The sequence below is a fragment of the Streptomyces sp. NPDC104202 genome (genome assembly GCF_055584185.1).
Map to the genome: position 1 here is coordinate 63,156 of NZ_JBVJMN010000026.1, position 12,871 is coordinate 76,026.

Annotated in this window: 10 protein-coding genes; 7 read left to right on the forward strand and 3 right to left on the reverse strand. The window is 74.4% G+C overall.

Translation table 11 applies throughout. The annotated features are described in order from the left end of the window. The first annotated feature begins 116 nt into the window (after positions 1-116). Positions 117-1,055: an N-acetylmuramic acid 6-phosphate etherase gene (gene murQ, locus ACZ60W_RS18675; RefSeq protein WP_469756407.1), complete on the forward strand. Its 939-nt coding sequence runs from the start codon at positions 117-119 to the stop codon at positions 1,053-1,055. Positions 1,056-1,098: 43 nt separating this feature from the next. Then, positions 1,099-2,625, forward strand: coding sequence for a PTS transporter subunit EIIC (locus tag ACZ60W_RS18680; protein ID WP_469756408.1), 1,527 nt, complete (start codon positions 1,099-1,101; stop codon positions 2,623-2,625). Positions 2,626-2,735: 110 nt separating this feature from the next. Here ACZ60W_RS18680 and ACZ60W_RS18685 read toward each other — a convergent pair whose 3' ends face one another. Beyond that, positions 2,736-4,238 carry an alpha/beta hydrolase gene (locus ACZ60W_RS18685; RefSeq protein ID WP_469756409.1) on the reverse strand — a complete coding sequence of 501 codons (1,503 nt, stop codon included), beginning with the start codon at positions 4,236-4,238 and terminating at the stop codon, positions 2,736-2,738. A gap of 155 nt (positions 4,239-4,393) precedes the next feature. Between ACZ60W_RS18685 and ACZ60W_RS18690 the strand changes: the two genes are divergently transcribed. Next, positions 4,394-5,323 (forward strand): aldo/keto reductase, encoded by a 930-nt coding sequence (locus ACZ60W_RS18690; protein ID WP_469756410.1) that lies wholly within the window; start codon positions 4,394-4,396, stop codon positions 5,321-5,323. Positions 5,324-5,386: 63 nt separating this feature from the next. After that, positions 5,387-6,127 (forward strand): transporter substrate-binding domain-containing protein, encoded by a 741-nt coding sequence (locus ACZ60W_RS18695; protein ID WP_469756411.1) that lies wholly within the window; start codon positions 5,387-5,389, stop codon positions 6,125-6,127. A gap of 74 nt (positions 6,128-6,201) precedes the next feature. Here the strand turns inward: ACZ60W_RS18695 and ACZ60W_RS18700 are convergent, their stop codons facing one another. Next, positions 6,202-7,485 (reverse strand): KamA family radical SAM protein, encoded by a 1,284-nt coding sequence (locus ACZ60W_RS18700; RefSeq protein WP_469756412.1) that lies wholly within the window; start codon positions 7,483-7,485, stop codon positions 6,202-6,204. A 548-nt stretch (positions 7,486-8,033) separates the two neighbouring features. On the opposite strand from ACZ60W_RS18700, the gene ACZ60W_RS18705 reads away from it, so the two are divergent. Continuing rightward, positions 8,034-8,777 carry a class I SAM-dependent methyltransferase gene (locus ACZ60W_RS18705; protein WP_469756413.1) on the forward strand — a complete coding sequence of 248 codons (744 nt, stop codon included), beginning with the start codon at positions 8,034-8,036 and terminating at the stop codon, positions 8,775-8,777. Between the two features lie 25 nt (positions 8,778-8,802). On the opposite strand, the gene ACZ60W_RS18710 is transcribed toward ACZ60W_RS18705, so the two are convergent. Further along, positions 8,803-9,273, reverse strand: a complete 471-nt coding sequence (locus tag ACZ60W_RS18710; protein WP_469756414.1) for an SRPBCC family protein — start codon at positions 9,271-9,273, stop codon at positions 8,803-8,805. A 277-nt stretch (positions 9,274-9,550) separates the two neighbouring features. Between ACZ60W_RS18710 and ACZ60W_RS18715 the strand changes: the two genes are divergently transcribed. Both ACZ60W_RS18715 and ACZ60W_RS18720 read left to right on the forward strand, forming a co-directional pair. Next, positions 9,551-11,173, forward strand: coding sequence for a hypothetical protein (locus ACZ60W_RS18715; protein WP_469756415.1), 1,623 nt, complete (start codon positions 9,551-9,553; stop codon positions 11,171-11,173). Beyond that, positions 11,163-12,836: a hypothetical protein gene (locus ACZ60W_RS18720; RefSeq protein ID WP_469756416.1), complete on the forward strand. Its 1,674-nt coding sequence runs from the start codon at positions 11,163-11,165 to the stop codon at positions 12,834-12,836. Before ACZ60W_RS18715 ends, ACZ60W_RS18720 begins: the two co-directional genes overlap by 11 nt. Positions 12,837-12,871: the final 35 nt, after the last annotated feature.

Consider the following 12,871-nt stretch of genomic DNA (forward strand, 5'->3'; position numbering starts at 1 on the left):
CGCCCCGCCCCTCCGACCCCGAACCCCACCCCGACCCCGCCCGCCGATCCGCCCGCCGAGCGTCATACGTCGACGCCAACGCCGCCGACGACGTCCACGCACCGAAAGAGCCGCACATGTCCGCTTCCACGTACTCCGAACTCCGCGCCCAGCTCGCCACCCTCACCACGGAGGCGTTCCGGCCGGAGCTCGCCGAGATCGACCAGCTCCCGACCCTGGACATCGCCCGGACCATGAACGGCGAGGACCAGACCGTCCCCGCCGCCGTCGCCCGCCAGCTCCCCGCCATCGCCGCCGCGATCGACGCCACCGCCGCCCGCATGGCCCGCGGGGGACGGCTCGTCTACATGGGCGCCGGCACCGCCGGCCGCCTCGGCGTCCTCGACGCCAGCGAGTGCCCGCCCACCTTCAACACCGACCCCTCCCGGGTCGTCGGTCTGATCGCGGGCGGCCCGTCCGCCATGGTCAAGGCCGTCGAGGGCGCCGAGGACTCCAAGGAACTGGCCGTCGAGGACCTCACGGAACTGGGCCTCACCGCCGACGACACCGTCGTCGGCATCTCCGCCTCCGGCCGCACCCCGTACGCCATCGGCGCCGTCGAGCACGCCCGGCGGCTCGGCGCGCTGACCATCGGACTGTCCTGCAACGCCGACAGCGCGCTGGCCGCCGCCGCCGAGCACGGCATCGAGGTCGTCCCCGGCCCCGAGCTCCTCACCGGCTCCACCCGGCTCAAGGCCGGCACCGCGCAGAAGCTCGTCCTCAACATGATCTCGACGATCACGATGATCCGCCTCGGCAAGACCTACGGAAACCTCATGGTCGACGTCCGCGCCTCCAACGAGAAGCTCCAGGCCCGCTCGCGGCGGATCGTCGCCCTCGCCACCGGCGCCCCCGACGAGCAGATCGAGACGGCGCTCGCCGCCGCCGACGGCGAGGTGAAGAACGCCATCCTCATGATCCTCGCCGAGGTCGACGCCCCGACAGCCGCCCGGCGGCTCACGGACTCCCGCGGCCATCTGCGGGCGGCGCTGCACGCGACCGAGCCCACCCCGTAGTCCCCACCGCACGGCACCCCCTCACAGCAAGGCCCACCGCACCATGAGCACAGACGACAAGAACCGCGCCATCGCCGCCGCGATCCTCCCCCTCGTCGGCGGCGCCGGGAACATCAGCTCCGTGGCCCACTGCATGACCCGCCTCCGGCTGGGTCTGCACGACCGCTCGCTCGTCCAGGACGAGGCCCTCAAGGCCCTGCCGTCCGTGATGGGCGTGGTCGAGGACGACACGTACCAGATCGTCCTCGGCCCCGGCACGGTCGCCCGCGTGACCCCGGAACTGGAGGCGCTGGTGGCCGAGGCGCCGCGGCCCGCGCACTCCGCCGAGGACCTCGCGGCGCAGGGGGCGGCCCTGAGGGCCGAGCGGAAGGCGAAGAACGCCACCCCGTTCAAGCTCTTCCTCCGCAGGATCGCGAACATCTTCGTCCCGCTGATCCCCGCCCTCATCGGCTGCGGCATCATCGCCGGCCTCAACGGCCTGCTCGTCAACCTCGGCTGGCTGCCCGGCGTCACCCCCGCGCTCGCCGCCATCGCCAGCGGCTTCATGGCGCTCATCGCGGTCTTCGTCGGGTACAACACGGCCAAGGAGTTCGGCGGCACGCCGATCCTCGGCGGCGCCGTCGCCTCCATCATCGTCTTCGCGGGCGTCGCCAAGGTCGACGTCTTCGGCCAGACGCTCTCCCCCGGCCAGGGCGGCGTCCTCGGCGCGCTGGGCGCCGCGGTCCTCGCCGTGTACGTGGAGAAGTGGTGCCGCCGCTGGGTGCCGGAGTCCCTCGACGTCCTGGTCACCCCGACGCTCACCGTGCTGGTCTCGGGCCTCGTCACCGTCTTCGGCCTGATGTTCGTCGCCGGCGAGATCTCCCGGGCCATCGGCGAGGGCGCCGACTGGCTCCTCGTCCACGCCGGAGCGGGCGCCGGACTCGTCCTCGGTGGTCTCTTCCTGCCGCTGGTGATGCTCGGCCTGCACCAGGCGCTCATCCCGATCCACACGACGCTGATCGAGCAGCAGGGGTACACCGTCCTGCTCCCCATCCTCGCGATGGCGGGCGCCGGCCAGGTCGGCGCGGCCATGGCCGTCTACCTGAAGCTCCCCCGCAACGGCTCCATCCGCCGCACCATCAAGTCCGCCCTCCCGGCCGGTTTCCTCGGCGTCGGCGAGCCGCTCATCTACGGCGTCTCCCTGCCCCTGGGCCGCCCGTTCGTCACCGCCTGCTTCGGCGGCGCGGCCGGCGGCGCGTTCATCGGCTTCTTCAGCATGCTGGGCGACAAGGTCGGCTCGACCGCGATCGGCCCCTCCGGCTGGGCGCTCTTCCCGCTCCTCGACGGCAACAAGGGCCTCGGCGCGACGATCGCGATCTACGGCGGCGGACTCCTCGTCGGCTACCTGGTCGGCTTCGCGGCGACGTACTTCTGGGGCTTCGGCAAGGAGCTCCTGGAGGAGTTCAACGTGGAGACGGACGCGGAGGCCACCGCGGAGCCCGCGGCCTCCCCGGTGGCGGCCGGGTCCCCGGCCGCGCCCGCCGCGCCGGCGCCGGGCGCCGGACCGGAGCCCCAGCCGGTGAAGGTCTGACGCACGGCCCTCCGGCCGGACCGGGAGGGCACCCGGCAGGGTCCGGTGGACGACCGTCCACCGGACCCTGCCGTACACACGGGCCGGCCCGGACCGGGAGGGGACGCCCCCTACCGGCAGAGGACGTCCCCGGCGGGCCGGACGCCCTCCGTCAGGAAGCGGGTCACCGCCCGGTCGCCGCAGGCGTTGCCGCTGCCGAGGTAGACGGCGTGGCCGCCCTCGTCGACGGAGACGAGCCGGGCGCGGTCGCCGAAGGCCGCACGCATCCTCAGACCGGAGCCGTAGGGGGTCGCCGGGTCGCGCAGGTTCTGGATCATGAGGACGTTCGAGGGGCCGCGGTCGGTGATCCGCGTCGGCTCCTCCACCGCGCCGCCCTTCCAGAAGGAGCACGGCGTGATGTTCGCCGGCATGCCCGCCGTGAGCGGGTGGAGCACCCGGTCGGCGGCGACGGCCCGCTCGTACGCCGGGACGGAACGCGGCCAGTCCACGTCGTTGCAGATCACGCCGACGCTGACGGTCGCGGCCTCGTCCGGCATCGGCCCGGCCAGCTCCGGCGGCAGCACCGGCACGCCCGCCGGGTCGAGGGCCTGGGACACGAGCCGGGCGAAGGACTCGAAGGCGGTGTCGGCGTACAGGGCCTGCTGGAGGGCCTGGCGCAGCGCCGTGCCGGTGAGCGGCACGCCGGGAGTCGTCGACGGACGCGGCTCGCGGTCGAGCCGCGCCGCGAGGTCCAGGACCAGGGGCCTTACGTCCTCGGGGCGTTCGGCCAGCCGCAGCGCGGCCGGACGGGCCGGGTCCGACGCCCAGGCGGCGAAGTCGGGGAAGCGGTCCTCCGCACCGCGCGCCATGTCCGCGAGCCAGCCGCGGGCCACCCGCCGCGGGTCCGGGTCGGCGCTGCTGTCGAGGACCCAACGGTCCGTCCGCCCGGGGAACTTCTCCGCGTACACCGCGGCGACGTACGTCCCGTAGGACACGCTCCACGCCGACAGCCTCCGCTCGCCGAGCGCCTCCCGCAGCCGGTCCAGGTCCCGCGCCTGGTTCGCCGTCGTCAGACCCCGCAGCATCGCCCCGCCGTTCCGGGCACACGCCTCGGCCATGCGGCGCGAGCGGGCCACGTTCTCCCCGATGCCGCCGTCGGCCGCGGGCCACGACCGCAGGGTCACCAGGCGCCGGTCGTCCTCCTCGAAACCGCACCGGGCCTTCGCGGACCCCCCGACGCCCCGCGGGTCGAACGCCACCAGGTCGTAGGCCCCGTCCATCTCCGCGGCCAGCGCCGCGCCCTTCTGCCCCAGCCGCTGCACACCGGAGCTCCCGGGTCCCCCGGGGATCACCATCAGCGTCCCGCGCCGGGCCTCGGGCCGGGTGCTGCGCAGCCGGGCCACGGCCAGGCCGATCCGCTCGCCGTCGGGGCGGGCGTAGTCCAGGGGTACGGACAGCGTCGCGCACTGCTGTCCGGGCAGCGGCTTCACCGCCGGCGCGCACTCCCCCCACACGAGACCCTCCGCGGCGGGAGCCGAAGCGGCGGCCGCCCCACCGCCGGCGAGTCCGGCACCGGCCACGGCGGCGGCGGAGAGGGCGAGCATCAGGGCCTTGCGTCCACGGTTCGTCGTCATGCGCTCAGCCTCACGCACCGGCGACCACCGCCCCATCCGGCAGGCACGCCGGTCGAGGGTGGGGTCAACCCCCGCCCCCACGGGTCCCGTTGACACCCGCCGTGCCGCCGAGAACCCGGTGGCACCGCCGGGCACGCCGGGAGATCATCCCCGGCATGACCACGACCCGCGCGACCACCCCTGCCCACGCCTCCGCCTCCGGCACCTGGACCCTCGGCGGCGACCTCACCGTCCACCGCGTCGGATTCGGCGCCATGCGCCTGCCCCAGCGCGGCCCGGCGCTCGTCGAGAACGCCGTGCCGAGGGACCGCGACGAGGCGATCTCCGTCCTGCGCACGGCGGTCGAGCTCGGGGTGAACCACATCGACACGGCGGCCTTCTACTTCTCGCCGCTCCGCTCCGCGAACGAGCTGATCAACAGCGCGCTCGGCGGGCCCTACCCCGACGACCTCGTCATCGCCACCAAGGTCGGGCCCGCCCGCGACCTCTCGGGAGCCTGGAGCGAGCACGCCCGCACCCCCGCCGGGCTGCGCGCCCAGGTCGAGGAGAACCTGCGGCAGCTCGGCCGGGACCGGCTCGACGTCGTCAACCTCCGTGTCCTCGGCACGGATTCGATCGCCGAGCGCTTCGGCGCCCTCGCCGACCTCCGGCAGGCCGGCCTCATCCGCCACCTCGGCCTCTCCAACGTCACCCCCGACCAGCTCGCCGAGGCCCGCGCCATCGCCCCGGTCGTCTGCGTGCAGAACATGTACGGCATCGGGGTCCGCCCCGAGTACGACGCGTTCGTCCGGCACTGCGGCGAGCAGGGCATCGCCTTCGTCCCCTTCTACGCGATCGCCGCCGCGGGCCGCGAGACCGGAGCCACCTCCGCCGAGCACGAGGAGGTCCTCGCCGTCGCCCGCGCCCACGGCGTCGGCCCCGCCGAGGTCCGCATCGCCTGGACCCTCCACCAGGGCCCCCACCTCCTCGCCATCCCCGGCACCGGCGACCCCGCCCACCTCGCCGCCGACGTCGCCGCCGGTGCCCTGCGCCTCACCCCCGGCGAACTCGCCCGCCTCGACCGGGCGCACCGCGCCGCCGCCTAGGACGTCCCTTCCGGATCCCGCCCGCCCGCACGATCCGGACGGGACGACCTAGACTCCACCCCCATGACGCCCCGCACCCCGCACCCCGTCCCGGACCCCGCCGTCGTCGCCGACCTCGCGCCCACCGGGACCCTGCGGGCCTCCGTCAACCTCGGCAACCCCGTCCTCGCCCAGGGGACCCCCGACGCCCCGGCCGGGATCACCGTGGACCTGGCGCGGGAGATCGCGGCGCGGCTCGGGGTGGGGGTGGAGCTGCTCTGCTTCGACGCGGCCCGCAAGTCCTTCGAGGCGATGGCGGAGGGCCGGGCCGACCTCTGCTTCCTGGCGGTGGACCCGGCGCGGGAGGCGGAGGTCGCGTTCACCGCCCCGTACGTCCTCATCGAGGGCGTGTACGCCGTCCCGCGCGACTCCGCGCTGACCGGCGTCGCCGAGGTGGACGCGCCCGGCGTGCGGATCGGGGTCAAGAAGGGCTCGGCGTACGACCTGTTCCTGTCCAGGACCCTCACGCACGCGACCGTCGTGCGCGGCGAGGAGGGCGTCGACACCTTCCGCGAGGCGGGCCTGGAGGCGGGCGCGGGCATCCGCCAGCCCATGGCCGCGTACGCCGCCGCGCACCCGGAGGTGCGGCTGCTCGACGAGCGGTTCATGGAGATCCGGCAGGCCGTGGGCACGACGGTGAGCCGCGCCCCGCAGACGGTCGCCTTCCTCCGCGGCACCGTCGAGGAGCTGAAGGCGAACGGTTTCGTCGCGGACGCCCTCCGCCGCTCCGGCCAGGACGCGGCCCTCGCCGCCCCGCCCGCCTGACCCCTCCGCCCGCGTGCCGGGCCGGCGGCTCCGGCGTCCGACGGCGTGCCGGGTCCGGTCGTCCCGCGCCCGGCCTACCCCACCACGCCCTCCAGCGTCAGCGGCCGGCCCGGTACGAGGACCCGGTCCCGGGGCCCGTACGGGAGGAGGTCGTCCCACCACCGGGCCGCGGGGTCGAAGCGGGCGTGCGCCACGGTCCCCGTCAGGTCCGGGTCAGGGGTCCGGAGGGCCCGCAGGGCGAAGGCGGGGCCCCCGGGCAGGTGGACGACACCGTCGAGGACGAGCGTGCCGAGACCGGTGGACATGACGGGGCCGCCCGCGGTCCGTGCGAGCCCCGGCACCCGGCGCGCGGCGTCGGCGTGGAGGGCGAGGGCGCGGGCGAGCGGCAGGCCGAAGGAGCGGCGCGGGCCGGTCTCGCGCTCCACGCACATGGAGTACGGCACCAGCCCCAGTGCGACCTGCTCCCGCCACATGCGGGCCCACACGTCGACGTCGTCGTTGACGTGCCGGACGACGGGCGCCCGGGTGCGCAGGACGGCACCGGTGGCGCGCAGCCGCCGCAGGGCGCGCCGCGCCGGCTCCGGGTGGAGCTCCCGGGGGTGGGAGACGTGCAGCATGAGGGCGAGACGGCGCCCGGAGGCCACGATCCGCTCGAAGAGCCGCAGCAGGTCGTCGGCGTCGGGCGCGGTGAGGAAGCGCTCCGGGGAGAACGACACGGCCTGCGTGCCGATGCGGACCGTGCGGACGTGGGGCCGGGCGAGGAGCGGCGCGACGTACGTGTCGAGCAGCCCGGCCCGCATGACGAGGGGGTCGCCGCCGGTGAGCAGCACGTCGGTGACCTCCGGGTGGTCCGCGAGGTAGGCGTCGGCCGCCGCCGGCCCGTCCACCGCCTGCCGCCGCTCCGCGTCGCCGGTGAACTGCGGCCGGCGGAAGCAGTGCGCGCAGTAGCCGTGGCAGGTCTGCCCCTGGCGCGGGAAGACGAGGAGCGTCTCCGGGTACGTGTGCCGGAGTCCCCGGGCGTCCTCGGGCACGTCCGGGTGGAGCCGGCCGCCCGGATGCGGGTGGAGCCGCTCCCTCAGCCCGTCCACGACCAGCCGCAGCCTGACCCGGTCGCGGTCGCGCAGCGCCGCCTCGACGGCCGCGAAGTCCGCGGGCGCGAGCATGTCGCGGTGCGGCATCACGAGCCGGTAGAGCGGGTCGTCGGGCGCCCGGGCCCAGTCGATCAGCTCGTCGACGACATGGGCGCTGACCTTGAACGGCAGCACCCTCCCGACGACCTCGGCGTCGTGCCCGAGCTCCGGCTGCCCGGTCCGCTCGGCAATGAGCCTGCCCAAGCGCTGCCCGGTGAACGAAGTCATCCGTCCCCCACCCCCCGCACCTCCGTCGGCCACCCGACCGCCCCTCCGTCCCACCCACCCCGGACGATGATGGGCAGCCCGCCCGCGCCCGCCAATGCCCCTACCGGCCGCCGGAGTCGACGGCAACCGGGCAGTCCGGCCAATCCGGTGCACCGCCTACCGGACAGCCCCGCGGGCCCGCTCCCGCTCCGCGCGACCGGTCCGCGCGGGTACCACCCGGTTCAAACCGGAGGGGTTTCGGCCGCCCCACGGAACCGGGGCGTCCGCCAGATTGACGCCTTTCCTCCCTGCCCGGCGACCCCCATACGCGGCGGCGGCCCGGGCACGGGGGAACGCTCCGGAAAGTGCTCCGCGCGCCGCCCGGGAAGGCCCCCGCACGGCCCTGGAAGCGGCGGCGCGGGGACGGCCGGGCGTCGGCGGGGGTCCGGTGCCGAGACGCTGCCAGGAGGCTCCCCAGGGAGCGTCGGCGACCTCACCGAACATGCTCTGACCTGGGATTTCGCCACCCCGGCCACTAATCTGGAGAGGAACTCGGAGGGGAGATCCGCATGGGTGGGAACGACCGTGGCGTGCGCACGATCGAGGATGTTCTGGGGATGCTGGACGGCCTGTTCGCCGGCGGCGGGGACCGCTGGACGGCGGGCGGCGCGGAGTGGTGGGACGGCTTCTACGAGGACCGGGACAGGCCCGTGCCGTTCTTCGTGCGGAAGCCGGACGAGAATGTGGTGGCGTACGGGGAACGGGGGCTGCTGCCGGTCCGGGGCCGGGCCCTGGACCTGGGGTGCGGACCGGGACGGAACGCGCTGCACCTCGCCTCGCTGGGATACCGGGTGGACGCGGTCGACCTCTCCGCGACGGCGATCGGATGGGCCCGGGAGCGGGCGCGCGAGACGGGCCGCGACGGCATCCGGTTCGTGTGCGGGGACGCCTTCACGACCGCGCTCGACGGGCCGTACGACCTGGTCTACGACTCGGGATGCTTCCACCACCTGCCGCCGCACCGCCGGGTCGCCTACCTGGCGCTCCTGGAACGGGTACTGGCACCCGGCGGGCTCTTCGCCCTGACCTCGTTCGCGGCGGGCGAGGGCGGGATGGGATCGGAACTGCCGGACGCCGAGTTCTACCGGCGCGGCAGCCTGGAGGGCGGACTCGCCTACACGGAAGGGCAGTTGCGGGCCGTCTTCGCCGGGCTGACGGAGATCGAAGTGCGCCGGATGCGCGACGAGCCGGCCGGCTCCCCGGTGTTCGGCGAGTCCTTCCTCTGGACCGCCCTCTTCCGGCGCCCGGCCTAGGCCGACGGCCTGGGGCCAGGATGCCTCACATCGACGTCAGGTACTCCGCGAGCCGGTCGTACTGCTCCCGCATCCCCGCCTCCATGCCCGCGGCCAGGGCCTGGTCCCTGATGGCGTTCGACGGCCAGAAGGACGTGCTGGTCAGGGCCGTGCCGCCGTCGGGCGTCGCGTCGAAGGCGAGGGTGACGCGGACCGGCGCGGCGTCCGGCATCTGCTCGAACACCTCGGTGTAGTCGAGCCGTTCGGCCGGGACCACGTCCTCGTACACGCCGGAGAAGACGATCTGCTGGCCGTCGGGCGCGGTCTGCCCCCACCGCCAGGCGCCGCCGGGACGCAGGTCGATCTCGACCACCGTCGTGGTCAGGGCGGCCGCCCCGTACCACCGGCGGACGTGCTCGGGGCGCGTCCACGCCTTCCAGACCCGGCCGGGCGGGGCGTCGAAGGTGCGGGTGACGACCAGCTCACGATCGGCCGGCGTCGTCATCAGGGTGACCATGGCCGCGACCCCTTCCCGGTCCGCACACCGAAGGCGCCGAAAGCACCGAAACCACCCCCGGACGCCTCTCCTGCTCATTCCAGGATCACCCCGGCACTCCCGTAAAGCGAATGAACATGTTCAACATCCGGGCGCTAAGGTGCCTGCTATGCGGCCGCCTCGACCAAAGGCGCAGCCGCCTTCTCAGACCTGTGGGGGGTCCCTCTTGCCGCGCACCACGCGCAGGCTTCCGCACGCCTTTGTCCGTGCGGCCGCCGTCTTCGCACTCTCGGCCGGTATGGCCGTACCCGCCGTCATCACGGCACCGGCCGCACACGCGGCCTCCGACGTCACCGCCACCTTCACCACCGACGACGCCAGGATCGGCGTCCAGATCAGCGGCGACCCGCTGTGGGTGAAGGCGAGCGTCATGTCCTCCACCGCCCCCGACGCCACGGTCCTCGCGTCGGCCGACGCCCTCACGTGGCAGGCCGGGGACAACGACACCGGCCGGCCCTACGGCCACGTCTCCGACACCGCGCCGCGGCTGCCCGAGGGCACGCCGTACGGCACCTACCCGGTCGTCGTCGAGTACCGGCAGCCCGGCGGCACCGTCCAGCGGTGGACCGGCGGCACCTACGTGCACAAGCTGCACACCGGCGTCTCGGGGCTCTCCTTCGACCGGAAGACCACCAGCCTCACCGAGCGGAAGGTCGTCCTGTCCGGCCGGGCCACCACCTGGGACCCGGTCACCGGGGCCCGGACGCCCGCCCTGCCCGGCACCGGCGTCAGCATCACGTTCCAGCTCGTCTCCGACGAGTGGAAGACGCTGAAGGCCACGGCCACCACCGGTGAGGACGGCGCCTTCTCGCTGCCGCTCTCCCCGAACGCCGAGATCCGCGGCGGCAGCGCCGTCGTCGTCGCGCCGAACGCCGACACGGTGGCCACGCTGCCCGTCGCCGTCCCCGAGGTCGGCGTGGAGAAGACCTCGTACCGGCTGACCGCCGACCTGAACAAGTACCGGGTCCAGGCCGGCACGGACGTCACCGTCACCGGCCGCGTCGAGCGCCTCACCCCCGACGGCTGGAAGCCGTACGCGGGCGCGCCGCTCATCACCACCTCCGCCAAGCCCGAGTACCACTCCCTCGCGGTCTCCGGCCTCATGGGCAGCGGAGCGGCGGCGGCCGACGGCTCCTTCTCGTTCCCCGCGCGCGCCTCGCACACGACGCAGGTGTACACCTCGGTCGCCCCGTCCGTGTACTACGCCTCCCGCGCCTACGACCAGGGGGCCATCGCCGTCCCGCAGCCGTTCGCCTGGGGCGGCGTCCGCGTCGCCCTCGACGAGTACGGCACGGTCCGCGCCACCGGCAAGCTGTCCGTGAACACCTTCACCTGCTGGGACCAGTACGTCTTCCTCCAGACCTCCGTGGACAACGGCCGCACCTGGAAGAACCTGGCCAACGGCAAGGCCGCGGGCGGCACCGAGGGCGGCTGCCCGTTCGACATCTCCGCCCGCGGGTACCACAACGCGATGTACCGGCTGTACCACTACGAGACCGACCAGCTCGTCGGCAAGGTCACCGGCACCATCCGGCTCAGCCGCGTCCCGACCCGCTTCTCGGCCTTCACCATCAGCCCCGCGCGGCCCCGCGTGAACGCCAAGATGACCGTCTCCGGCACCCTCCAGCAGTACACGAGCGGCGCCTGGCGGCCCCTCAAGGGCGCCAAGGTGATGCTCGTGTTCAAGCCCAAGGGCTACTCGGAGTGGTACTGGGTCACCCGCGACGTCGCCACCAACGCCAACGGCTCCTTCAGCTTCCGCGCCACCAACTACGGCGACGGCACCTGGGCCATGGTGAAGCAGTCCGCGAGCGGCTACTTCCACAGCGAGACGAAGGTGAAGTACATCGATGCGCTCTGACCTGCGGCGGACCTCCGCCACCACGCTCGCAGCGGCCGTCGCCACCGCCCTGCTCCTCGGCGCGGCCCCCGCGCAGGCCGCCGACGCCCCCGCGGCGTCCCCGGTCTCCATCGGCCCCGCCCTCACCGACGACCAGCAGCGCGGCATCTTCCACGTCGCGGCCTGGAGCGACGTCCCCGGCGTCACGGTCGCCAAGGTCGCCGTGACGATCCGCAGGGGCGACACCGTCGTCGCCGAGATCCCCTCGCTCACCGAGTACGGGTGGGTCAAGGGCCGCTACGGGCTGACCTCGTCCGACCCGCTCAAGCTCACCGAGGACGGCGGCACGCTGCCCTCGCTCGGCCGCTACTCCCTCGACGTCACGGCCACGGACTCGCAGGGCAACACCAGCACCCGCACGGACGCCGGCACGCTCGACTTCACGCTGCGGCCGCAGCTGGAGTTCGGCCTCTCCACCCCCGGCTGGGACGACCGCACCACCGTCCCCAGCGGGACCCTGACCGGCGTCCAGCCGGGCTCGGGCGACCTCGTCCCGATCACCGGCCGGTCCGTCGACATCCGGCGGACCACCCCGGAGGCGGGCCCCGTGCAGTCCGCCGTCACCACGGAGACGGGCGCCTTCACCGGCCAGGCGTACACGGCCGTCAAGCCGGGCGACGAGTTCCGCGTCGCCTTCGCCGAGGCGAGCGAGGAGGTGCACGGCAGCGTCTCGTACGCCCACACCCTGTACTCCCTGCGCCCGCACACGGTGGCCGTGCAGGCGACCGCCGACCGCTTCCGGGTCCTGCCCGGCCAGCAGGCCGTCGTCACGGGCCGGATGACCGACCCGCAGAACGACGGGGCGCCCCTCGCGGGCCAGCAGGTCCAGGTCGGCCCGTCCTGGTCCGGCTCCCTCATGAGCGGCTTCGGCAAGACCGTCACCACCGACGCCGACGGCCGCTTCACCGCGACCGTCCCGGCCCTCCCGGGGCTGCGCGTCGACAGCTGGGCCGCCGTCCCGGTCGACCCGTACCAGAACTTCACCGTTCCCGTCCGCGGCCGCCTCGCCATGCCGCAGGAGGCCCGGATCCTCCTCGGGTCCCGCGTCCTGACCAACGAGGGCAAGGTCACCGCGACCGGCACCCTGCGCGCCACGTACGACGCCGAGGCGTACTTCGACGAGCCGCTCTACCTGGAGGTCTCGCCGGACGGCCGCACCGGCTGGCGCCGGATCGCCCTCACCACGGCGAGCAACTACTACGCCACCACCCTGACCGCGGCCAGCCGCGGCGGCTACTACCGCTTCCGTCACCCGGAGACCGACGTCTTCGCCGGGACCGCGAGCGCCGTCTTCCGGCTGGTCCGCACCGAGGCCCGGGTCATCGGCCTGAACGCCGGTCCCGAGCCGGTCGCCAAGGGCGGCACGCTCACCACGACCGCCACCCTCCAGCACTACACGGGCGGCGCCTGGCGGGCGTACGGGAACGGGGCCGTGGCCCTGCAGTTCCTACCGAAGGGCTCCACCACCTGGCGCATCGTCGCCACCGGCCGCTCGGCGTCCACCGGCAAGGTCACGCTGAAGGCGAAGGCCACCGTCGACGGCAGCTGGCGCGTCCGGTACTGGGGCGACGCCACGCACTTCCACGCGCCGGTCGCCACGCCGGACTACGTCGACGTGCGCTGATCACGTCCGCACGACGCCCGAGGGCGGCACCCCCG

Excerpts from the sequence above, each read along its gene's own strand:
- ACZ60W_RS18685 (WP_469756409.1), bottom strand. The coding sequence starts at position 4,238 with ATGACGACGAACCGTGGACGCAAGGCCCTGATGCTCGCCCTCTCCGCC.
- ACZ60W_RS18715 (WP_469756415.1), top strand. The coding sequence starts at position 9,551 with ATGGCCGTACCCGCCGTCATCACGGCACCGGCCGCACACGCGGCCTCC.
- ACZ60W_RS18720 (WP_469756416.1), top strand. The coding sequence starts at position 11,163 with ATGCGCTCTGACCTGCGGCGGACCTCCGCCACCACGCTCGCAGCGGCC.
- ACZ60W_RS18705 (WP_469756413.1), top strand. The coding sequence starts at position 8,034 with ATGGGTGGGAACGACCGTGGCGTGCGCACGATCGAGGATGTTCTGGGG.
- ACZ60W_RS18690 (WP_469756410.1), top strand. The coding sequence starts at position 4,394 with ATGACCACGACCCGCGCGACCACCCCTGCCCACGCCTCCGCCTCCGGC.
- ACZ60W_RS18695 (WP_469756411.1), top strand. The coding sequence starts at position 5,387 with ATGACGCCCCGCACCCCGCACCCCGTCCCGGACCCCGCCGTCGTCGCC.
- ACZ60W_RS18680 (WP_469756408.1), top strand. The coding sequence starts at position 1,099 with ATGAGCACAGACGACAAGAACCGCGCCATCGCCGCCGCGATCCTCCCC.
- ACZ60W_RS18710 (WP_469756414.1), bottom strand. The coding sequence starts at position 9,273 with ATGGTCACCCTGATGACGACGCCGGCCGATCGTGAGCTGGTCGTCACC.
- ACZ60W_RS18700 (WP_469756412.1), bottom strand. The coding sequence starts at position 7,485 with ATGACTTCGTTCACCGGGCAGCGCTTGGGCAGGCTCATTGCCGAGCGG.
- murQ (WP_469756407.1), top strand. The coding sequence starts at position 117 with ATGTCCGCTTCCACGTACTCCGAACTCCGCGCCCAGCTCGCCACCCTC.